This window comes from Chelatococcus daeguensis (genome assembly GCF_001887265.1).
GTDB classification, from domain to species: domain Bacteria; phylum Pseudomonadota; class Alphaproteobacteria; order Rhizobiales; family Beijerinckiaceae; genus Chelatococcus_A; species Chelatococcus_A sambhunathii.
Genome location: NZ_CP018096.1, coordinates 463,023 through 484,651 on the forward strand (window position 1 = coordinate 463,023; position 21,629 = coordinate 484,651).

Here is a 21,629-nt window from a genome sequence, read left to right on the forward strand (position 1 = left end):
CCGCAGCCAGCCAGCCGAACCAGTCAAATTCGGACATTCGGGGGGCTTCGATCACATGCGCGTTATGGCTCGCGCGGCGCTCTGCGCCACGGTTTCCTTCATGGCTCTGTCGACCGCACTGGCGCAGGATGGGCCCACCCAGCCGGCTGCTCCGGGCGGGGAGGTGACGCTCGATGAGATCACGGTCACGGCAACGAAGACCGAGGATAGGGTCATCGATGCGCTGGCGGGTGTCAGCACGGTGAACGAGCGCGACGTCGCCCGCCTGCAGCCCTCGCGCATCTCGGACGTATTCCTCGGCGTGCCGGGCGTCACGACGTCGACGGAAGTCAACGATCCGGGCCAGGCCATCAACATTCGCGGCATGCAGGATTTCGGCCGCGTGGCCGTGCTCGTCGACGGCGCCCGGCAGAACTACGGCAAGAGCGGGCATGGCGCCAATGGCAGCTTCTATCTCGATCCGGAACTGGTCGGCGGCATCGACATCACGCGCGGTCCGGTGTCGACGATCTATGGCTCGGGCGCCATCGGCGGTGTCGTTGCCTTTCGCACGCGCACCATCGACGACGTCCTTGATGCGGACGAGCAGATCGGCGTCGTCCAGCGTCTCGGGGCCGGAACCAACGGCGCCAATTTCGTGAACAGCACCATGATCGGTGCGCGGCTCGGCACGGCGGCCGACGTCTTCGGCCAGTTCGTCTGGCGCAACGAGACGCCCTACAAGGACGGCAGCGGCACGACCATCCGCGACACCGGCACCCAGATCTCGGCCGGCAACGTCAAGTTCAACCTGCGCCCGGCGGACGGCCACACCATCTCGGCGACTGCGCTGTTCCAAGAATACAGCTACACCAACAGCGCCTACAACGATGCCGGCCAGGCCGTCGGCGCGCGCTTCGGCCACGAGGTGCAGACCGGCACCTATACGCTCGGCCACCGCTTCCAGCGGCCGGACGTGCCCTGGCTCGACCTGTCGATCAAGGGCTATTACGCCACGACGACGGACGACCAGCGCCTCATCAACCCGACCTCGGCCTACAGCTTCCTCGGCGCGCGTGCCGGCGCGGCGCGGCGCTTCGATGTCGGCACCCTCGGCTTCGACGTCTACAACACGGCGCGCTTCAGCACGGCCGCCGTCGACCATGCGCTGACCATCGGCTTCGATGCGTTGCGTGACGACGTCACCACCACCGACACGGCCGGCGGCTTCGCCTCGGCGCTGACGCCGTCAGGCCGGCGGCGCCTCGCCGGTGCCTTCGTCCAGGACGAACTGCGCTACGGCGGCTGGCTGCGCGTCATCGGCGCCCTGCGCTTCGACGACTACAAGCTCGAGGGCGGGGGCAATGAATCGAGCGGCAGCCGCCTGTCGCCGAAGATCACCGTCGGCGTCACGCCGATCGAGGGCATCGAGCTCTACGGCACCTATGCCGAGGGCTATCGCGCGCCGACCGTGACGGAGACGCTGATCGCCGGCACGCACCCGTTCCCGGCCTTCAACATCCTGCCCAACCCCGGCCTCAAGCCGGAGGTCGCCAAAACCTGGGAAGCCGGCGTCAACGTGAAGTACGACGGCGTCTTCACCGAGAACGACAAGTTCCGCGGCAAGGCCAACGTCTTCCTCAACAACGTCACCAACTTCATCGACATGGTGGAGGTCGGCGAGCCTTACCGGATCCCGGTGGCGCCGGGCTTCCCGGCGGCGTTCTGCCGGTTCCCCGGCACGCCCTGCGTCGAATTCCACGACCAGCAGTACCAGAACGTCGCCAGGGCGCGGCTCACGGGCGTCGAGCTGGAGGCCGCCTATGACTGGGGCGGCGGCTTCATCTCGCTGGCGGCGACGCATATCACAGGCAAGAACAAGCAGACGAACATGCCGCTCAACAGCGTCATGCCGGATCAGGTCAGCACGACGCTCGGCCTGCGCTTCCTCGACGACAAGCTGACGGTCGGGACGCGACTCACCTTCGTCGACGGTTCGAAGGAGACGGTGTCGAACCCCACCAAGGGCTACGGTCTCGTCGACCTGTTCGCCTCCTATCAGTACAGCGACCGGATCCGGGGTGACGTCATCGTCAAGAACGTGTTCGATCGCCAGTACACGCAGTACCTCAATTCCGAGCCGAGCCCGGGCCTCACGGCGAAGTTCGCGCTCACCGTCAAGTTCGCGGCGAAGTAGTTGCGGTCGCAGCAGCCGAGAGGGACCGATGCCGAGGATTCCCATGAATACCGCGATACCGGTTATGCCCAGCCGCGATTTCGAGCGCACGATCGCCTTCTGCGAGCGGCGCGGCTTTACGCTCGCAGACCGCTACGACGATAACCTGGTTCCGCGCCGCGACGGCATCGAACTGCACTTCTTCGCCGGCTGGCCATGTCGGGAGAGGGATCGTCTGCCCTGGCGGGGAGCTTTCGAGGTCGCGGGTTCTGCCGGGGGAAGGTCGGCCGCGGATTACGGATGCGGCCGACACGTTGCGCCAATTCGCCGTGCTCGACGAGGATAACAACCTCGTCAAGTGCGGCGGCCCCTGGTGCCGTAGGGCGCCTGTTCAGGTCCATCCAAGGAGAAGAAACCATGTACATCGCCATGAACCGCTTCAAGGTTCATCCCGATTCCTGCGCCGACTTCGAGCGGGTCTGGCGCGAGCGCGACGTCTACCTGCACGAGGTGCCGGGGTTCGTCGAGTTCCACCTGCTGCGCGGGCCCCAGCACGACGACCACGTGCTCTATTCCTCGCACACGGTCTGGGCGAGCAAGGAGGCCTTCGAAGGCTGGACCAAGTCGGAAGCCTTCCGCAACGCCCACAAGGATGCCGGGCAAAACAAGGTGCTCTACCTCGGCCATCCGCAGTTCGAGGGCTTCGAGATCATCCAGACCGTCACCAAGGATGGCGAACGGGTGAACGCCGCCGCCTGAGGGTGAGACCTCCGCATTCTGGAGAAGGCAAAACGGGGCGCTCCTGCCGGGCGCGCCCGTTTCCTGTCCGCCCTGTTCAGGGGGTCGCAGCCGGCTCGAGGCCGGCAACGCGGTCTGAGCGGCAGGCCGGCCGGCTGAACCGCTCCGGAAAACGCCCAAGGATGGCGCCGCCGGCCGAAACTGTGCGTCAGCCGTCCCGACTGGACCGGCGCGCCCTTCCGTCACGGATGCTTCTCAGCGCGGGGCCCGATCGAGCTGCGCCTTTTCAGCAGGTGTAAGGTGCCGCACGGCGCCCTTGGGCAGGTCGCCGAGCGCGATGCCGCCAATCGCGACGCGCACGAGGCGCAGGACCTCGATACCGAGCGCGCCGAGCATCCGCCGGATGTGGCGGTTCCGGCCGTCGTTGAGCACCATAGCGAGCCAGGCGTTGCGCTGTCCGGCCCGCAGTACGGCGGCGAATCTCGCGGACAAGTGCTCTCCGTCGACCGTCAGACCGGCGGTGAGGCGGGCGAGCAATACTTCGTCCGGCATGCGGTCGATCTGCACGTGATAGGTCTTCTCGACATCGGAGGCTGGATCAAGGAGGCGCTGGGCCCAGCGCGTGTCGTTGGTCATGAGGAGAAGACCTTCGCTCGCTTTGTCGAGGCGGCCGACTGGAGCGACGAAAGGCAGGGTGAGCCCCTCGAGGCAATCGTAGACCGTTGCCCGTTCCTGAGGGTCGTCGCGGGTGGTCACGAGCCCCCGCGGTTTGTTGAGCATCAGGTAGACCTTGCGCTCGGCGACGACGGGCCTGCCGTCGACCGTGATGCGCGCCCGACCGGGATCGACCCGGACTGTCGCATCGCGGACCGTGCGTCCGTCGACCTTGACGCGTCCCTCGGCGATCAGGGCCTCGGCCTGAGTGCGCGAGCAGAAGCCGAGCTTCGACAGGGCGCGCGGCAGGCTGACGACGGCGCCTGCTGTGTGCCGGGGTCCGCCCCGGCCCCTCGGAAGAGGCCGGTTCACGGCCGGCCACCGGGGGCGCGGGCCGCTGCGTGACGGATCGCGCGGGGTGGGCAGGGTATCAGGCCTGCGTACAATGGATCCTGCTCCTGCCGGATGGGTCGCCGGCAGGCGCTTTAGGATCTTTCATACCGCGATGCAATATCGCTGCTGCAATGCAGCGCTGCCGTCGCCGCCGGCCGCGACCCGGCCGCTCAGTCAGGCAGCCCGGTGTAGTTCTCGGCGAGGCACGTCGCCGCGGCGCGCGATGATTTCAGATAGTCGAACTCCGCCCGCTGGATGCGGCGGCCGAAGGCGCCGGTCGTCGGGAAGACGTGAAGCAGCGACGTCATCCACCAGGAGAAGCGCTCCGTCTTCCACGTGCGGGCGAGGACCTTGGCCGAATAGCTGTCGATGCCGGCGTCGGACTTATCGCCATAGTGCTCGATGAGGGCATCCGCTAGCAGACGCACGTCGTGCATCGCCATGTTGAGGCCCTTGGCGCCGGTCGGCGGCACGATGTGGGCGGCATCGCCCGCAAGGAACAGGCGGCCGAACCGCACTGGCTCGGCGACGAAGCTGCGCAGCGGCGCGATGGATTTCTCGATGCTGGGCCCGGTCTCGAGCCGCTCCGCCACCTCCGGGTTGAGGCGGCGGCGCAGCTCGTCCCAGAAGCGCTCGTCCGACCAGGCCGCGACCTTCTCGTCGGCGTCCACCTGCACGTAATAGCGGCTGCGGCTCGGCGAGCGCATGGAGCAGAGCGCAAAGCCGCGCTCGTGGTGGGCGTAGATCAGCTCCTCCGCCACGGGCGGCTTGTCGACGAGCACGCCGAGCCAGCCGAAGTGGTAGACGCGCTCGAAGAGCTGGAGCGCCTTCTTCGGCACGCTCGCGCGCGTGACACCGTGGAAACCGTCGCAGCCGGCGATGAAATCGCAGGCAATCTCGTGCGTGACGCCGTCCTTGCGGTAGCGCACGCGGGGGCGCGCGCCGTCGAAATCGTGAATCGAGACGTCCTCGGCCTCATAGATGGACGAGGCGCCGGAGCTTGTCCGCGCCTCCATGAGGTCGCGGGTCACCTCGGTCTGGCCGTAGACGGTGACGTGGCGGCCGATGAGACCCGAGAAGTCGATGCGGTGCATGTCGCCGTCGAAGGAGATCTCGACGCCGTCGTGCACGAGGCCTTCCGTCTTCAGCCGCTCGTCGACGCCCGCGCGGGCGAGGAGTTCGACCGTGCTCTGCTCGAGGACGCCGGCCCGGATGCGGCCAAGGACGTAGTCGGCGCTGCGTCGCTCGATGATGACGGCCTCGATGCCGGCCCGCTCCAGCAGCCGGCCGAGCATGAGCCCGGCGGGCCCCGCCCCGATGATCGCAACCTGGGTGCGCATGTCGTCCTCCCGCGGCCTTCGCGGCCGCTCGTCATTGGCGAGAAGTCTGTGGAGGGCGGATATGATTGCCAATGGACGGAGCCGACAAAGCGTTGGACGATACGAACATGACCGACATCCCCGTCTATGCCCTCTACGGCGAGGACACCTACTCCGAGGAACAGAACTGGCTGCACTGGGAGACGATCACCTCGCGCAGCCGGCTCTACGGCTTCCACATCGCCCCGCACCGGCACGAGCAGTTCTTCCAGGTGCTGTTCCTCGCCCGCGGTGCGGCGCGGGTGACGCTCGACGGGCTGGAAACGGCGCTGGCGGCGCCGGCGCTCGTCACCGTGCCGGCGCTCACCGTGCACGGCTATGCCTTCTCGCCCGACGTGGAAGGCTTCGTGCTGACGCTCTTCGAGCGCGACCTTGCCGGCCTCCTCGCCGATGTGCCGGACATCCTGGCCGGCTTCGCGGGGCCGTGCATCCTCGGGCCCGAGACGGAGGGGCTGTCGCCGCTCGCGGCCGACATCGCCCGCCTCGCGCAGGAGGCAGACCGGTCGGCACCCGGCCAGGCCCTCGCCGTCAGGGCGCGCCTGGTGCTGCTGTTCCTCGCGATCCATCGCATCGGCCGTGCCGGCCCGGTCAACGCTGATGGGGCGGCCGCCGTTGCGGCCCGGCATCTGCGCGCCTTCCAGGCGCTGGTCGACCGGCATTACCGGGACAACCGCGCATTGTCCTTCTATGCCGGGGCGCTGGGCATCAGCACGACGCATCTCAACCGCATCTGCCGGCGCGAGCTCGGCATCACGGCGCTCTCCGCCATCGAGGGCCGTGTCCTTGTCGAGGCCAAGCGCTACCTCAAGTTCAGCGCCCTCAGCGTCAAGGAGATCGGCATCATCCTCGGCTATGCGGACCCGGCCTATTTCACCCGCTTCTTCACGCGGGCGGCGGGCGTGACGCCGAGCCGCTTCCGCGCCACCTCGCGCGGCGAGGAGGGGGCGCTCACAGCCTGAGCACCTCCACCGTGTCGCGGATGGCGCGCGACAGGATCTCCATCGCGGCATGCCTCGCCTCGCCCTGCCGCGTCGTCAGGCCCACCGCGCCGCGCGTCTCGGAGGTGTCGATCGGCAGGAACTGCAGCAGGCCGTCGGCCACGTCGGCGGCGACGACGCCCTCGGAGATGATCCACACCGCGTCCGAGCTGCGCACGAAGGCGCGGCCGAACGCGTCCGACACCGTCTCGATCTCGCCGGGCAGCTCGGCGATGCCGTGCGCGAGCAGGAAGCGCTCGACGAAGGGGCGGATGACGGAGCCGCGGGTCGGCATCAGGATGGGGAACTCCCGGATGCGCGCGAAGTCGAGCCGGCCCGACAGGAGGGGATGGCCGGTGCGCACCACGAAACGGACCTGCTCGGCATAGAGATGCTCGAAGGCGAGGCCCGCCATCTGCTCGGGCGCGGCAAGGCGACCGACGACGATGTCGAGCTGGCCGAGGCGCAACTGGTCAAGCAGCACGAAGTTCTCGCCGGTGACGATCTTGGTCTGGCTACCGGTCCGTGCCGCCAGGAACTGCGCCATGGCGCGCGGCATGATGCGCGTCGAGACCGTCGGCAGGGCGCCGAGACGGATGGGCGGGCCGCCGCCCGCCCGGGCGCGGGCGACGCTGTCGATGCCCTGCTGTACGGCGGCAATGCTCGCCCCCGCATGGCGTAGGAACACTTCGCCGTAATGCGACAGGCGGATGCCGCGACCCTCACGGTCGAACAGCGGCGCGCCGAGGATTGCCTCGAGCTCCCGGATCGTCTTCGTCACCGCCGGCTGGCTGACGTTGAGGACCTCCGCCGCTTTGCCAATGGAATGCTGGCGGGAAACTTCGAGAAAGGTCCTGAGGTGGCGCAAGCGCACACGCCCGTCAGCCATGCAGGCCCCCACGATAGATAACACAGGGGTTATCATAACCTGCATTTTTATCATTTTACAGAAACATTTTCGCGCAGCACTATGGCTACAAAGAAGGACGGCACCGCCTGTCGTGAGAGCGCGGCGCGAAAAGCCGGACAAGGGAGGAGGGCTCGATGCCGACCGGGGACGAACCGTCCGAGCGCTATCGTCAGGGCCTCGCCACGCGGCGCACCGTTCTGGGCGAGGCGCATGTCGAGCGGGCGCTCGCCAACGCGAACGGTTTCGACGGTCCGTTCCAGTCCCTCATTACCGAAGCCGCCTGGGGCCACGTGTGGTCGCGCGAGACGTGGACGAAGCGCGAGCGCTCCATGGTCACTATCGCCCTTCTGGCCGCCCTCGGCCATTACGAGGAGATGGCCATGCACGTGCGCGCCACCGCCCGCACCGGAGCGACAATGGACGACATTCGCGAAGCCCTGCTGCATGTTGCCATCTATGCCGGCGTGCCGGCCGCCAACCAGGCGATCAAGGTGGCACGCGAGGCGCTCGTCGGCATGAAAGGGGAGGAGGAGGATGGACAAGCGGCTCTCTAATCTGGCGTCCGAGGCCGCGCCCTTCATGGCGCGCGACCGTGGCCGGCATCCGCCGGCCTATGCGCCAGGCTACAAGTCCACCATCCTGCGCGCGCCGCGCGAGGCGCTCGTCTCCTTTGAGAGCACCCTGTCCGAGAAGACCGGGCCGGCCTTCGGCCACAACATCATCGGCGCGCTCGACAACGACCTCATTCGCAATTTCGCCAAGCCGGGCGAAGCCGCCATCGGCGAGCGTATCATCGTGCACGGCCGCGTGCTCGACGAGAACGGCCGCCCGGTGCCGGACGTGTTGGTGGAATACTGGCAGGCCAATGCCGGCGGCCGCTATCGCCACAAGCGGGAAGGCTATCTCGCTCCGCTCGACCCCAATTTCGGCGGCTTCGGCCGCTCGCTGACCGACAGCGAAGGGCGCTACTGGTTCCGCACCATCCGGCCCGGTGCCTATCCCTGGCCGAACGGCGTCAACGACTGGCGCCCGGCTCACATCCATTTCTCGGTCTTCGGCTCCGGCTTCGCCCAGCGGCTCATCACGCAGATGTATTTCGAGGGCGACCCGATGATCCCGCAGTGCCCGATCGTGCGCACGATCGCCGACCCGGCGGCCGTCGCGCAGCTCGTCGCGGCGCTCGACATGGCCAATGCGGTGCCGATGGACTGCCGCGCCTACAAGTTCGACATCGTGCTGCGCGGGCGCCGCTCCACCTTCTTCGAGAACCGGCCGGAGGGGAACTGATGGTCCAGCATCTCGATCGCCTGAGGGAAACGCCGTCGCAGACCGCGGGCCCCTATGTGCACATCGGCCTGACGCCCAATGTCTGCGGCATCACCGGCGTCACGCCGGAGGACCTCGGCGCCCGCATGGTGGCCGACGGGGTCCGCGGCGAGCGCATCACCATCCGCGGCCGCGTGCTCGACGGGGCGGGGCGGCCGGTGAACGACTGCATCGTCGAGATCTGGCAGGCCGATGCCGCCGGGCTCTACAACAGCCCGGCCGAGCATCGCGGCCGTGCCGACCCGAACTTCGCCGGCTGGGGGCGCTGCGCCGCGGACGAGGAGGGCGCTTTCGTCTTCGAGACCGTCAAGCCCGGCCGCGTCCCCGGGCCGAACGGCACGACGATGGCGCCGCACGTCAGCTTCTGGATCGTCGCGCGCGGCATCAACATCGGCCTCCATACGCGCATGTATTTCTCCGACGAGGAGGCGGCCAACCGGGACGATCCCGTGCTGCGCCGCGTCGTGCCCGCCCGCGTGCCGACGCTGATCGGCCGGCGGGAGGGGGACACCGTCCACTTCGACATTCACCTGCAGGGTGACGGCGAGACCGTTTTCTTCGACGTGTGAGGGCAAAGCCTGATGGCGACTTTCATGAGCCTCGCCGAGGCTGTCAGCGGCAATCTCTTCGACGGCGACACCGCCGCCTTCGAGGGCTTCACGCATCTCATCCCCCACGCCGCGGCGCACGAGGCCATCCGCCAGGGCCGGCGCGACCTGACGCTCGTGCGCATGACGCCCGACATCGTCTACGACCAGATGATCGGCATGGGCCTCGCGAAGAAGCTCATCTTCTCCTATGCCGGCAATCCGGGCGTCGGCCTGCTGCGGCGACTGCGCGACGCGGTGGAGAACGACTGGCCGCATCCGGTCGAGATCGAGGAACATTCCCACGCCGCCATGGCCAATGCCTACGAGGCGGGCGCGGCGGGCCTGCCGTGCGCCGTCTTCCGCGGCTACAAGGGGGCGAGCCTCGCCAAGGTCAATCCCAACATCCGTTCCATCATCTGCCCGTTCACGGGCGAGGAACTGGCGGCGGTGCCGTCCATCCGCCCGGACGTGACCTTCATCCACGCCCAGAAGGCGAACCGCCGCGGCGACGTGCTGGTCGAGGGCATCATCGGCATCCAGAAGGAGGCGGTGCTCGCGGCAAGGCGCGCCGTCGTGACCGTGGAGGAGGTGGTGGAGGATTTCGCGGGCGTCCACCCCAACGCCTGCGTGCTGCCGCACTGGACGGTGAAGGCCATCGCCGTCGTGCCAGGCGGCGCCCATCCTTCTTACGCCCACGGCTACTACGCCCGCGACAACCGCAGCTATCTCGAATGGGATGCGATCGCCGCCGACCGCGAGGCTTTCATGGCGTGGATGAAGCAGAACGTCCTCGACAAGGACGCAGACGTCTTCGCTGGCCGCGTCGCAGCGCTGAGGGCCGCACGATGACGGGCTTTACCTCCGACGAGATGATGACCATCGCCGCGGCGCGGGCGCTGAAGAACGACGACGTGTGCTTCGTGGGCATCGGCGCCCCCTCCGCAGCCTGCAACGTGGCGCGGCTCACCCATGCGCCGGACATCACCCTCATCTACGAGAGCGGCACGATCGGCACGGCGCCGGACGTGCTGCCTTTGTCCATCGGCGACGGGGAGCTGTGCGAGACGGCGGTGACCACCGTGTCCGTGCCCGAGATGTTCCGCTACTGGCTGCAGGGCGGGCGCATCAGCGTCGGCTTCCTCGGCGCCGCGCAGCTCGACCGCTTCGGCAACATCAACACCACGGTGATCGGCGATTACCACAGGCCAAAGGTGCGCCTGCCCGGCGGCGGCGGCGCACCCGAGATCGCCTCCTCCTGCGGCGAAATCTTCATCACCATGAAGCAGTCGAAGCGCGGGCTCGTGGACAAGATCGACTTCTTCACCTCCTTCGGCCATGGCGAGGGCGGCCATGCGCGCGAGCGGCTCGGCCTCAGGACCAAGGGCCCGACGCTGCTCATCACCGACCTTGCGATCTGGAAGCCGGATCCGGAGACGAAGGAATTCACCGTCACCGCGCTTCATCCGGGCGTGACGCGCGAGGCGGTGCAGGAGACCTGCGGCTGGCCGGTGCGCTTTGCGCCGGGCCTTGTCGAGACGCCGGCCCCGACGGCGCTGGAGCTCGACACCCTGCGCGCCCTGAGGGCCCGCACGGCTGCCGCGCATGGCGGGCAGGAGGTGGCCTGATGGCGGAAGCCTTCATCTGCGACTACGTGCGCACGCCCATCGGCCGCTTCGGCGGGGCGCTGGCCGGCGTGCGCGCGGACGATCTCGCCGCCGTGCCACTGCGGGCGCTCCTCGCCCGCAACGCCGCGCTCGATGCGGCCGCGATCGACGATGTCGTCTTCGGCTGCGCCAACCAGGCGGGCGAGGACAACCGCAACGTCGCGCGCATGGCGCTGCTGCTGGCGGGCCTGCCGGAGAGCGTACCGGGCACCACCATCAACCGCCTGTGCGGCTCGGGCATGGACGCGGTGCTCGCCGCCGCGCGCGCCATCCGCGCGGGCGAGGCCGAGATCATGATCGCCGGTGGCATCGAGAGCATGAGCCGCGCCCCCTTCGTCATGCCGAAGGCGGAAAGCGCCTATTCGCGCCATGCGGAAATCCACGACACGACCATCGGCTGGCGTTTCGTCAATCCGCTGATGAAGGCGCAGTACGGCGTCGATTCCATGCCCGAGACGGGTGAGAACGTGGCGGCCGAGTTCGGCGTCTCGCGCGCCGACCAGGACGCCTTCGCCCTGCGTTCGCAGCAGCGCGCCGCCGCCGCCATCGCCTCCGGCCGCCTTGCCCGCGAGATCGTGCCGGTCGCCATCCCGCAGCGGAAGGGGCCGGATGTCGTTGTCGAACGCGACGAACATCCGCGCGAGACGACGCTCGAGGCGCTCGCCCGCTTGCCAACCCCTTTCCGCCAGGGCGGTACGGTAACGGCGGGCAACGCCTCCGGCGTCAACGACGGCGCGGCCGCGCTCGTCATCGCCTCCGAGACGGGGGCGAAACGGCACGGGCTTACGCCGATCGCGCGCATTCTTGGCGGCGCCGCGGCCGGGGTCGCGCCGCGCATCATGGGCTACGGCCCGGTGCCGGCGACGCGCAAGCTGTGCCTCAGGCTCGGCATGGCGCCGGAAAACTTCGAGGTCGTCGAGATCAACGAGGCCTTCGCCTCGCAGGGGCTTGCGGTACTGCGCGGGCTCGGCATTCCCGACGATGCGCCGCACGTCAATCCGAACGGTGGCGCCATCGCCCTTGGTCATCCGCTCGGCATGTCGGGGGCACGCATCACCGGCACGGCGGCGCTGGAGCTTGCCGCCCGCAAAGCCCGTCACGCCCTCGCCACCATGTGCATCGGCGTCGGCCAGGGCATTGCCATCGCGCTCGAGGGTGTGTGACGGCATGAGCGCTTCGCCTTTCGACCATCCGTTTCTCTCCGGCCTCCTCGGCGATGAGGAGACGAGGGGGCTCGTGGGGCTGGAGGCAGAACTTGCGGCGATGCTGCGCTTCGAGGCGGCGCTGGCGCGGGCCGAGGCGGAGGAGCGCGTCATTCCCGCAGCCGCCGCGGCGGCGATCGAAGATCTGTGTGGCGCCTTCCGGGCCGACGTGGCAGCGCTCAACCTCGGGGCGGCGCGTGACGGCGTCGTCGTGCCGGATCTCGTGCGCCAGCTGCGCGCCGGCCTCGCGGAGCCGCACAGGGCGCATCTGCATTTCGGCGCCACCAGCCAGGATGTCGTCGACACCGCCCTTGTGCTGCGCCTGAAGGAGCTGGCCGCCCGGTTCGACGCACGGCTGGCGGAGATCGACACCGCGCTCGCCGGGCTGGAGCGGGATTTCGGCGGCAACGCCCTGATGGGCCGCACGCGCATGCAGGACGCCGTGCCGATCACGGCGGGCGACCGCATCGCCGCATGGCGGCAACCGCTCGCGCGCCACCGCGCCCGGCTCGCAGAACTGGCGCCGCGGCTGTTCGTCCTGCAGTTCGGGGGCGCCGTCGGCACCCTCGACAAGCTGGGTGAGAAGGGGCCAGAGGTGGCCCGGCGCCTTGCCGGGCTGCTCGATCTCGCCGCGCCGCAGCGCCCCTGGCACACCGCGCGCGACGGCATCGTCGAGTTCGGCGGCTGGCTCGCCCTCGTCACCGGCAGCCTCGGCAAGATGGGGCAGGACATCGCGCTCATGGCGCAGAATGCCCTCGGCGACATCCGCCTCGCGGGCGGCGGCGGCTCGTCCGCCATACCACACAAGGAAAACCCGGTCGGCGCCGAGGTTCTCGTCGCGCTCGCCCGCTACAACGCCGCGCTCGCGGGGGCCCTCGCAGGCGCGATGGTGCACGAGCAGGAGCGCTCCGGCGCCGCCTGGACGCTCGAATGGCTCGTGCTGCCGCAGATGCTGGCGGCAACGGGCGCTGCGCTCGGGACGGCCGGGCGGCTCATCGGGCAGATCCGCTCCATCGGGGCGCAAGAAGACGGCTAGCCCGGTCGCGCATGGCGGCCGGTGGGAAGGAAGGAACGAGGATTTGCGATGGACATTTCTTTGCTGATCGACGGCGAGGCCCGCGGGGCGACGGGCGGGGCGACCTTCGAGCGCCGTGATCCTGTCACCGGCGCGGTGGCGACGCGCGCGCCCGCCGCCCGCAAGGAGGATGCCGTCGCTGCCGTCGCCGCTGCCGCGCGCGCCTTTCCCAGCTGGTCGCAGACGGGCCCCGCCGCGCGGCGGGCGCTGCTCGGCAAGGCGGCCGACGCGATGGAGGCGCGGGCCGCGGACTTCATGCGCGTCATGATGGAGGAGACGGGTGCGACAGCCGGCTGGTCCGGCTTCAACGTGCATCTTGCCGCCGGCATGCTGCGCGAGGCGGCAGCGATGACGACGCAGGTTGCCGGCGAGGTGATCCCCGCCAACAAACCCGGCACGCTCGCCATGGCGGTGCGCCAGCCGCGCGGCGTCTGCCTCGGCATCGCGCCGTGGAATGCGCCGGTCATCCTCGGCACGCGCGCCGTCGCCATGGCGCTCGCCTGCGGCAATACGGTGGTCCTCAAGGCCTCCGAGATGTGCCCGGCGACGCACCGGCTCATCGGCGAGGTCTTCGCCGATGCCGGCTTCCCCAGGGGCGCTGTCAATGTCGTCACCAATGCGCCGGATGACGCGGCCGAGGTGGTGGCGGCGCTCATCGCCCATCCGGCGGTGCGGCACGTCAACTTCACCGGCTCGACCAGGATCGGCAAGGTCATCGCCCGGCTCGCGGCGGAGGAGCTGAAGCCCGTCCTGCTTGAGCTGGGCGGCAAGGCGCCGCTGGTCGTCTTGGACGATGCTGACATCGACGCCGCGGTCAACGCGGCGATCTTCGGCGCCTTCATGCACCAGGGCCAGATCTGCATGTCAACCGAGCGCATCATCGTCGACAAGAGCATCGCGGATGTCTTCGTCGAGAAGTTCGCAGCCCGGGCCGCGGCGCTGCCGGCGGGCGATCCGCGCGGGCAGGTGGTCATCGGCTCGCTCGTCAGCCGCGAGGCGGCGGAGAAGATGGATGCGCTCATTGCAGACGCCGTCGCCAAGGGCGCCAAGGTGGTCGCCGGCGGCACACGCGACCGCACCATCGTGGCGGCGACCGTGCTGGACAACGTGACGCGCGAGATGCGCGTCTATGGGGAGGAATCCTTCGGTCCCGTCAAGCCGGTCATTCGGGTCGACGGCGAGGAGGAGGCCGTGCGGGTGGCGAACGACACGGAATACGGCCTGTCCTCGGCCGTCTTCAGCCGCGACATCCGCCGCGCGCTCAAGGTGGCCGAGCGCATCCAGTCCGGCATCTGCCACATCAACGGGCCGACGGTGGCGGACGAGCCGCAGATGCCCTTCGGCGGCGTCAAGGCGAGCGGCTACGGCCGCTTCGGTGGCCATGCGGCGATCGCGGAGTTCACGGATCTGCGGTGGGTGACCATCGAAGATCCCGGCCAGCACTATCCGTTTTGAATGTGGGAGAGCTTTCACGAGAACCGGGGCGGCGAGAACAACAACGGGCCGCTCCACCCGGTTTCCCACGAGGGTAGGCGACCAACTCAGGGAGGAGAACGATGAAACGGAACTGGATCGGTCAGGCAGTCCTTGGCCTCGCGCTCGCCGGCCTTGCGGCGACGGGTGCGGCGGCGCAGGAATTCACCTTCAAGCTGCACCACTTCCTCGGCCAGCAGGCGCCGGCGCAGACGGACATGCTGGAGCCGTGGGCGCGGCAGGTGGAGCAGAACTCCGGCGGGCGGGTGAAGATCGAGATCTTCCCCAACATGACGCTGGGCGGGCGCCCGCCCGAGCTCATCCAGCAGGCGCGCGACGGGGTCGTCGACCTCGTCTGGACGTTGAACGGCTACACGCCGGGTCTCTTCCCGCGCACCGAGGTGTTCGAGCTGCCCTTCGTTTTCGTCAATGATCCGAAGGCGGCGAACCTTGCCATGCGCGAGATGTTCGAGAGCAACCTCAAGGAGGAGTACAAGGGCGTCGAGGTGATGTTCCTGCATGCCCATGCGGGCCAGGCCATCCAGACGCGCGACAAGCTGGTGCGCCAGCCGTCGGACCTCAAGGGCCTCAAGATGCGCATCCCGACGCGCACCGGCGCCTGGGTCATCGAGGCGCTCGGCGCCGCCCCGGCGGCGATGCCGGTGCCGGAGCTGCCGCAGGCGTTGCAGAAGGGAGTCGTGGACGGCGCCTTCATCCCGTGGGAGATCATCCCGGCGCTGAAGATCCAGGACCAGACCAAGTACCAGATCGAGGGCCATGACAAGACGCGCTTCGGCACCAGCATCTTCCAGGTGTCGATGAACAAGGCGCGCTGGGACGCCTTGCCGCCGGAGATCCAGAAGGCCTTCCGCGACGCCTCGGACGAGGCCTGGCTCGCCAAGGCCGGCGATACGTGGCGCCAGATCGACGAGCGCGGCATCAAGGTGGCCGTCGCCGCCGGCAACGAGCACATCACGCTGACGCCCGAGGAGACCAGCGCCTTCCAGGCCGCGCTCGAGCCGGTGGTTTACCGCTGGATCGGCGAGGTGAAGGGGCAGGGCATCGACGGCGAGGCGCTCGTCAAGAAGGCGCGGGAGCTCATCGCCAAGCACGGCGGCCACTGATGTCCATGCAGATCAAGGAGGAGGGGGCCGTCCGGTCCGGCCCTCTCCGCACCCTCATCACCGTCTGGGCGCTTGCTGGCGGCGCCCTCATTGCCCTCGTCGTCATGGTCAACGTGCTGTCGGTCGCCGGCGGGGCCCTCTGGCGTCCATTTCCGGGCGATTTCGAGATCACGGAGATGGGGGTCGCGGTCGCAGCCTCGATGTTCCTGCCCTATTGCCAGCTCAACCACTGTAACGTGACGGCCGACATCTTCACCGCCGGCCTGCCGCCGCGCTGGGTGGCGGCGCTCTCGGCGCTCGCCTCGCTTGTGGCGCTCGGCTTCAGCCTGCTGCTGCTGACGCGCATGTATGTAGGCATGCTGGACCAGAAGGCCTACAGCTACACCACCGCGATCCTGCAGCTGCCGCACTGGATGGCCTATGCGGTCTTCCTCGTCTCGTTGTTACTGCTCGCCATCGCCGCCGTCATGACGTTCGTCGCGAACGTTCGTGACGCCAGGGCCTGACCGCATGACGCAACCGCTCCTCATCGGCCTCGCCGGCCTCGGCGTCCTCGTCTTCCTGATCGCGATCCGGATGCCCATCGCCTATGCCATGATCCTCGTCGGTGGCGTGGGCGTGACGCTGCTCAACGGCCCGGCGATCTTCATGAGCCAGCTGAAGACGCTCGCCTACGGCCAGTTCTCCGTCTACGATCTCTCGGTCGTGCCCATGTTCGTGCTGATGGGCGCGCTCGCGACGCGAGCGGGCCTCAGCCAGGACCTCTTCCGGGCGGCGAACGCATGGCTCGGCTGGCTGCGCGGCGGCACGGCCATGGCGGCGATCGCGGCCTGCGCCGGCTTCGGCTCCGTCTGCGGCTCCTCGCTCGCCACCGCCTCGACCATGGGGCGCGTCGCGCTGCCGGAGCTGGCGCGCTACCGCTATTCCGGGGCGCTTGCCACCGGCACGCTCGCCGCGGGCGGCGTGCTCGGCATTCTCATTCCGCCCTCCGTCGTCCTCGTCATCTATGCGGTCATCGTCGAGGCCAACATCGTCACGATGTTCATGGCCGCCTTGGTGCCGGGCCTCATTGCCGTCGTCTTCTTCATCGTGACGATCGCGATCTACGTCCTTCTGCGGCCCGATGCCGGTCCCCGCGGCAGCGCCGGAGACCGGGCCGAGTTCCTCGCGGCGACGAAGGGTATCGTGCCGGTCCTCGTCATCTTCGGCCTCGTCATCGGCGGCATCTATGCCGGGCTCTACAATCCGACCCCGGCGGCTGCCGTGGGCGTCTTCCTCGTTGCCGTCTTCGGCTTCTTCCGCGGCAAGCTCGACCGGGCGGGCGTGACGGGCTCGCTCCTGGAGACGGCCGGCACCACGGGCATGATCTATCTCATCCTGCTCGGCGCGGAGATGCTCAAGATCTTCATGTCGCGGGCCGGCGTGCCGCAGGCGACGGCGGAATGGATGGCCCACTCGGGCCTCGCGCCGATGACCATCCTGCTGCTGCTCCTCCTTGCGCTCGTCGTCCTCGGCTGTCTGATGGACAGCCTGTCGATGATCCTGCTCGTCATCCCCTTCTTCTGGCCGGTCCTCGTCGAGGTGAACGGTGGCCTCTACCAGACGGCCGACGCGGCCGGCTTCGGCCTTAGCACCGAGGATCTCAAGATCTGGTTCGGTATCCTCGCCCTCATCGTCGTCGAACTCGGGCTCATCACGCCGCCGGTGGGCATGAACGTCTTCGTCATCTCCTCGATGGCGAAGGACACGCCGATGAGCGAGACCTTCAAGGGCGTCATGCCCTTCTTCGCGGCGGAGCTGGTGCGCGTCGCCCTGCTCGTCGCCTTCCCCATGATCACGCTCTGGCTGCCGAAAGTGCTGGGAGGCTAGGCCATGGACACGATGACCGCCGGCGGCGCCATCTTTACGCGCCTCAAGGCGCTCGGCGTCGACTATGTCTTCGCCAATTCCGGCACCGATTTTCCGCCGGTGATCGAGGGGCTCGCCGAGGCAGCGGCCAAGGAGATCGCGCTGCCGCGCGCGCTCGTCATCCCGCACGAGCACGCGGCCATGGGCATGGCGCACGGCTATTACCTCATGAGCGGGCGCAGCCAGGCCGTGATGCTGCACACCAATGTCGGCCTGTCGAACGGCGCGACCGGCGCCATCAACGCGGCCTGCGAGCATGTGCCCATTCTGCTGATGTCCGGCCGCACGCCAGTGACGGAGGAGAAGCGCTTCGGCGCCCGCACGGTGCCCATCGCCTGGGGGCAGGAGATGCGTGACCAGACGGCCCTTGTGCGCGAGGCCTGCAAGTGGGACTACGAGCTCAAGTTCCCGGAGCAGGTGGGCGGCCTCCTCGACCGGGCCTGGGCCATCGCCAATTCGACGCCGAAGGGTCCCGTCTATCTGTCGCTGCCGCGCGAGACCCTGTGCGAGGCGACGCCGCGCGCGGGGCTGGAGGGCCCGCCGAGCCTGAGCCCCGTCGCCGTCGCGCCCGATGCCGCGGCCCTCGCCGAAGCGGCGCGCCTCCTCGCTGGGGCCGAGCGGCCGCTCGTCATCGCCCAGCGCGGGGCGGGCGATGCGGCGAGCTTTACCGCCTTCGGCCGCTGGGTCGAGGCATGGGGCATCGCCGTCTGCTCCTGGTGGGCGACGCATCTTTCCATCTCCACGGAGCATCCCTGCCACGTCGGCGCCGATCCCGGCCCGTGGCTCGCGGAGGCCGATGTCGTCCTCGTGCTCGACTGCCTCGCCCCGTGGTGGCCGGACAGGCACGCGCTGCGCCCCGACGCGCGGGTCATCCACATGGGGCCGGATCCGCTCTTCAGCCGCTTCCCGGTGCGCAACTTTCGCTGCGATGTCGCCGTCGCCGGCGAGAGTGCCGTGACGGTGCCGGCGCTCATCGATGCGATGGCCGGCCTCCCCCGCGACGAGGCGGCCATCGCCGCAAGGCGGGCCCGGCTCGCCGAGGGTTCCGAGGCAACGCGCCGGGCGGCGCGCGAGAAGGCGGCGGACGTGCGCCGCGGCATCACCAAGGCCTATGTCAGCCTGTGCCTCGGCGAGGCGCTCGACGGGCTGGAGGCGAGCGTCTTCTCCGAGCTCGGCACCCAGCTCGGCACCCTCAAGCGGAGCGAATATCGCTCGTGGTTCCAGGAGCCGCATTCCGGCGGGCTCGGCTGGAGCTTTCCCTGCGCCCTCGGCGCCCAGCTGGCGGAGCCCGACCGGATCTGCGTCGCGACCATGGGCGACGGCTCCTACATGTTCGCCAACCCGACGGTCTGCCACCAGATCGCGGAGGCGCTCGCCCTGCCGGTGCTGGTGATCGTGCTCAACAACGAGGAATGGGGCGCCGTGCGCGCCTCCGTCGCCGGGCTCTATCCGGGCGGCCATGCGGCCCGGGCAAACGAGATGCCGCTGACGGCGCTGAAGCCGTCGCCCGACTTCACCCAGACCGCCGCCGCGAGCCGTGCCTGGAGCCGGCGCGTCACCGACCCGGCAGAGGTGCCCGCGGCCATTGCCGCGGCGCTCACCGTGGTGTGCGAGGAACGGCGCCAGGCACTCCTCGACATAAGGGTGCTGCCGGATTGAGGGGGCTCCTCCTTTCCGGTATCTGTCCCGGAAAGGAACGCTGATGCGGAACGGCACCACACCGTCGGTTGCAGTGCCCGCATTCTCGACCCGTTCAACCCCCTTCATCGGCGACGAAAGCCATTCATGCAGCGCAACATCCTCGTCATCGGCATCGGCGCCGGCAACCCGGAGCACATGACCGTTGAGGCCATCAAGGCGCTCAATCGGGCGGACGTGGTCTTCATTCCCGAGAAGGGTGCGGAGAAGGAGGAGCTCGCGGCTTTGCGGCGCGGGATCTGCGACCGCTTCATCGAGCGGGCGGGCGTGCACCGCGTTTCCTTTGCCGTACCGCAGCGCGATGCTTCGGGCGGCTACCGCAGCGGTGTCGAGGACTGGCACGAGGCCATCGCCGGGATCTACGAGGCGCTCATCCGTGATGAGCTCAACGAGGCCCGCACCGGCGCCTTCCTCGTCTGGGGGGACCCGTCGCTCTACGACAGCACCCTGCGCATCCTCGAGCGGGTCGAAGCGCGCGGGGCGTTGAGGCTCGCCGTCGAGGTGATCCCCGGCATCACCAGCATCCAGGCCCTCGCTGCGAGCCATCGCGTGGTCCTCAACGACATCGGCAAGCCGGTGATCATCACGACGGGCCGACGCCTCGGCGAGGATTTCGCCGGGGAGGGCACGACCGTCGTGATGCTCGACGGCGGCACCGCTTTTGCCGGGCACGATCCCGACACGCACATCTGGTGGGGTGCCTATCTCGGCACGCCGGACGAGATCGTCATCGCCGGCCGTCTCGCCGACGTCGGTGAGGAGATCGCCCGCACCAAGCAGGCGGCGCGGGCGAGGAAGGGGTGGATCATGGACACCTACCTCCTGAAGAAGCAGGAGAGGTGAGGGGCCTAGCCTCCTGATCCCAGATCAGCCCTCGAGGGTTGCGTCCAGGGTGATCTCGGCCTTCAACAGCTTGGAGACCGGGCAGTTGGCCTTGGCCTTGGCGGCGAGCTCCTGGAACTTCGCGTCGTCCGCGCCCGGGATGCGGGCTCTCAGCGTCAGGTGCACGGCCGGAATGGAGAAGCCGCCGTCTGCCTGCTCCAGCGTGACCTTCGCCGTCGTCTCCATGCGCTCGGCCGTGAGGCCCGCCTCGCCCAGGATGAGGGACAGCGCCATCGTGAAGCAGCCCGCATGGGCCGCGCCGATGAGTTCCTCCGGATTCGAGCCCGCCACGCCCTCGAAGCGGCTCGAGAAGCCGTAGGGGTAATCCTTCAGGGCGCCGCTCTGCGTGGAGAGGGCGCCGCGGCCGTCCTTGAGGCCTCCCGACCAGACAGCCGATCCCGTACGATTGATCTTCATGCCTCGCTCCTGTGCTGGATCCGAGCCGGATGGCCCAAGCCTCATGTTAGGCGCGTATTTCGGACAATTGTCTGACGAAGCGCTCGTGGTCGCCGGTGCATTGACAATCCCATAAAACGTTGATATCAACCTTTATATTGGATTGCTCGATCATATCGGCCGGCAGATGGCGAGAAGACCGGGCGTCGGAACAGCGGCGCGGTCCGCGGACAACTCTCTCTTCCGGAGGCAAATCTTGCGTCGAACGTGTACCGTCGTCGCTTTTGAAGTGCCCTATGACGACCGTGGGCACATGGCGGCCTTCTGTCGCTCCGCCTTCAACTGGCACACCGCGATGCTCGATCCGGAAACGGGCTATGAGGTCCTCGCAACGACGACCGAGACGGAGGAGGACATGCGCGCCAGTCAAGTCGGGCGTGATTAACGGCAGCTTCCACGGGCGCAATCCGCAATGGCCGGCGCAATATCCGTATCACCGTGGAGTATATGCGGTCGCCAAGGTGTCCTGCGAGCCTATGAACATTCTCGGGATCGGCGAGCGCGTCGCCCTCTGTGATACGGAAGGAAACCGCATCGGCATGCGCCAGCCCGCGCCCCCCTCCCGGCCAGCAGACCTGAGCCGTTTCGTGAATTCCCTTCAAACGTTATCGGAGCCCCCCATGGCCAAGGCGATCTTCGTCAATATGGCGGTCTCGGACCTGAAGCGCTCGATGCGCTTCTTCGAGGCCCTCGGCTATTCCTTCGATCAGCGCTTCACGAACGACGAGGCGGCCGCGCTCGTCATCTCCGACACCATCTTCGCCATGCTGCACACGCCGGGCAGCCTGCGCCGCTTCACCAGGAAGGACATCGCGGATGTGAGCCGCACGACCGAGGTGCTGCTGGCGCTGCAGCTCGACAGCAAGGAGGCCGTCAACGCCATGATGGACAAGGTGCTCGCGGCCGGCGGCAAAGAAGCGCGCGAGCCGGGCGACCACGGCTTCATGTTCGAGCGCAGCTTCGAGGACCCCGACGGACACATCTGGGAGCTGTTCTGGATGGACCCGTCGGCGATGCCCGCGTGA

The 21,629-nt window shown here is 68.6% G+C and carries 22 protein-coding genes; 18 read left to right on the forward strand and 4 right to left on the reverse strand.

Annotated elements, in window-relative coordinates:
* Window positions 1-100 precede the first annotated feature (100 nt).
* Window positions 101-2,176: a TonB-dependent hemoglobin/transferrin/lactoferrin family receptor gene (locus BOQ54_RS19065; RefSeq protein ID WP_245316386.1), complete on the forward strand. Its 2,076-nt coding sequence runs from the start codon at window positions 101-103 to the stop codon at window positions 2,174-2,176.
* Between the two features lie 396 nt (window positions 2,177-2,572).
* On the forward strand, window positions 2,573-2,914 hold the full coding sequence (locus tag BOQ54_RS19070) for an antibiotic biosynthesis monooxygenase family protein (protein ID WP_055458937.1): 342 nt from the start codon (window positions 2,573-2,575) through the stop codon (window positions 2,912-2,914).
* Between the two features lie 234 nt (window positions 2,915-3,148).
* On the opposite strand, the gene BOQ54_RS19075 is transcribed toward BOQ54_RS19070, so the two are convergent.
* Together BOQ54_RS19075 and pobA are read right to left on the reverse strand one after the other, a co-directional pair.
* The gene (locus tag BOQ54_RS19075; protein ID WP_071924743.1) at window positions 3,149-3,919 is read right to left on the reverse strand and encodes a pseudouridine synthase; all 771 of its coding nucleotides are present in this window, start codon (window positions 3,917-3,919) and stop codon (window positions 3,149-3,151) included.
* Between the two features lie 191 nt (window positions 3,920-4,110).
* Window positions 4,111-5,280 carry a 4-hydroxybenzoate 3-monooxygenase gene (gene pobA, locus BOQ54_RS19080; protein WP_071924744.1) on the reverse strand — a complete coding sequence of 390 codons (1,170 nt, stop codon included), beginning with the start codon at window positions 5,278-5,280 and terminating at the stop codon, window positions 4,111-4,113.
* Window positions 5,281-5,387: 107 nt separating this feature from the next.
* On the opposite strand from pobA, the gene BOQ54_RS19085 reads away from it, so the two are divergent.
* A complete protein-coding gene (locus BOQ54_RS19085; RefSeq protein ID WP_071924808.1) occupies window positions 5,388-6,278 on the forward strand; it encodes a helix-turn-helix domain-containing protein in 891 nt (296 codons plus the stop codon).
* Here BOQ54_RS19085 and pcaQ read toward each other — a convergent pair.
* Window positions 6,268-7,185: a pca operon transcription factor PcaQ gene (gene pcaQ / locus BOQ54_RS19090; RefSeq protein WP_071924745.1), complete on the reverse strand. Its 918-nt coding sequence runs from the start codon at window positions 7,183-7,185 to the stop codon at window positions 6,268-6,270. The two genes, BOQ54_RS19085 and pcaQ, sit on opposite strands and share 11 nt — an antisense overlap.
* Before the next feature lie 155 nt (window positions 7,186-7,340).
* Between pcaQ and pcaC the strand changes: the two genes are divergently transcribed.
* From pcaC to cobF, 13 genes are all read left to right on the forward strand, one after another.
* The gene (gene pcaC, locus BOQ54_RS19095; protein WP_055458933.1) at window positions 7,341-7,760 is read left to right on the forward strand and encodes a 4-carboxymuconolactone decarboxylase; all 420 of its coding nucleotides are present in this window, start codon (window positions 7,341-7,343) and stop codon (window positions 7,758-7,760) included.
* Entirely contained in the window at window positions 7,741-8,493 is a 753-nt protein-coding gene (gene pcaH / locus BOQ54_RS19100) for a protocatechuate 3,4-dioxygenase subunit beta (protein WP_055458932.1), read from the forward strand. Before pcaC ends, pcaH begins: the two co-directional genes overlap by 20 nt.
* Window positions 8,493-9,101 (forward strand): protocatechuate 3,4-dioxygenase subunit alpha, encoded by a 609-nt coding sequence (gene pcaG, locus BOQ54_RS19105; RefSeq protein ID WP_055458931.1) that lies wholly within the window; start codon window positions 8,493-8,495, stop codon window positions 9,099-9,101. The genes pcaH and pcaG overlap by 1 nt, the downstream gene beginning before the upstream one ends.
* A 12-nt stretch (window positions 9,102-9,113) precedes the next feature.
* Complete coding sequence (locus BOQ54_RS19110; RefSeq protein ID WP_071924746.1) at window positions 9,114-9,971, forward strand: CoA transferase subunit A; 858 nt, start codon at window positions 9,114-9,116, stop codon at window positions 9,969-9,971.
* Window positions 9,968-10,747 carry a CoA-transferase subunit beta gene (locus BOQ54_RS19115; protein WP_063188635.1) on the forward strand — a complete coding sequence of 260 codons (780 nt, stop codon included), beginning with the start codon at window positions 9,968-9,970 and terminating at the stop codon, window positions 10,745-10,747. Before BOQ54_RS19110 ends, BOQ54_RS19115 begins: the two co-directional genes overlap by 4 nt.
* Window positions 10,747-11,949 carry a 3-oxoadipyl-CoA thiolase gene (pcaF, locus tag BOQ54_RS19120; protein WP_071924747.1) on the forward strand — a complete coding sequence of 401 codons (1,203 nt, stop codon included), beginning with the start codon at window positions 10,747-10,749 and terminating at the stop codon, window positions 11,947-11,949. The genes BOQ54_RS19115 and pcaF overlap by 1 nt, the downstream gene beginning before the upstream one ends.
* A 4-nt stretch (window positions 11,950-11,953) precedes the next feature.
* Window positions 11,954-13,024, forward strand: coding sequence for a 3-carboxy-cis,cis-muconate cycloisomerase (locus tag BOQ54_RS19125; protein WP_071924748.1), 1,071 nt, complete (start codon window positions 11,954-11,956; stop codon window positions 13,022-13,024).
* A 48-nt stretch (window positions 13,025-13,072) separates the two neighbouring features.
* Window positions 13,073-14,518, forward strand: coding sequence for an aldehyde dehydrogenase (locus BOQ54_RS19130; protein ID WP_063188629.1), 1,446 nt, complete (start codon window positions 13,073-13,075; stop codon window positions 14,516-14,518).
* 101 nt (window positions 14,519-14,619) lie between these two features.
* Window positions 14,620-15,660, forward strand: coding sequence for a TRAP transporter substrate-binding protein (locus BOQ54_RS19135; RefSeq protein WP_071924749.1), 1,041 nt, complete (start codon window positions 14,620-14,622; stop codon window positions 15,658-15,660).
* Complete coding sequence (locus BOQ54_RS19140; protein WP_071924750.1) at window positions 15,660-16,166, forward strand: TRAP transporter small permease; 507 nt, start codon at window positions 15,660-15,662, stop codon at window positions 16,164-16,166. The genes BOQ54_RS19135 and BOQ54_RS19140 overlap by 1 nt, the downstream gene beginning before the upstream one ends.
* A 4-nt stretch (window positions 16,167-16,170) precedes the next feature.
* Window positions 16,171-17,529 (forward strand): TRAP transporter large permease, encoded by a 1,359-nt coding sequence (locus BOQ54_RS19145; protein WP_055458923.1) that lies wholly within the window; start codon window positions 16,171-16,173, stop codon window positions 17,527-17,529.
* Between the two features lie 3 nt (window positions 17,530-17,532).
* Window positions 17,533-19,227, forward strand: coding sequence for a thiamine pyrophosphate-requiring protein (locus tag BOQ54_RS19150; RefSeq protein ID WP_071924751.1), 1,695 nt, complete (start codon window positions 17,533-17,535; stop codon window positions 19,225-19,227).
* Window positions 19,228-19,353: 126 nt separating this feature from the next.
* The gene (cobF, locus tag BOQ54_RS19155) at window positions 19,354-20,109 is read left to right on the forward strand and encodes a precorrin-6A synthase (deacetylating) (RefSeq protein ID WP_055458921.1); all 756 of its coding nucleotides are present in this window, start codon (window positions 19,354-19,356) and stop codon (window positions 20,107-20,109) included.
* 24 nt (window positions 20,110-20,133) lie between these two features.
* On the opposite strand, the gene BOQ54_RS19160 is transcribed toward cobF, so the two are convergent.
* The gene (locus BOQ54_RS19160; RefSeq protein WP_055458920.1) at window positions 20,134-20,565 is read right to left on the reverse strand and encodes an OsmC family protein; all 432 of its coding nucleotides are present in this window, start codon (window positions 20,563-20,565) and stop codon (window positions 20,134-20,136) included.
* Window positions 20,566-20,800: 235 nt separating this feature from the next.
* On the opposite strand from BOQ54_RS19160, the gene BOQ54_RS20130 reads away from it, so the two are divergent.
* Window positions 20,801-20,989 (forward strand): hypothetical protein, encoded by a 189-nt coding sequence (locus BOQ54_RS20130; RefSeq protein WP_186438074.1) that lies wholly within the window; start codon window positions 20,801-20,803, stop codon window positions 20,987-20,989.
* Between the two features lie 235 nt (window positions 20,990-21,224).
* Window positions 21,225-21,629, forward strand: coding sequence for a VOC family protein (locus tag BOQ54_RS19165; protein WP_055458919.1), 405 nt, complete (start codon window positions 21,225-21,227; stop codon window positions 21,627-21,629).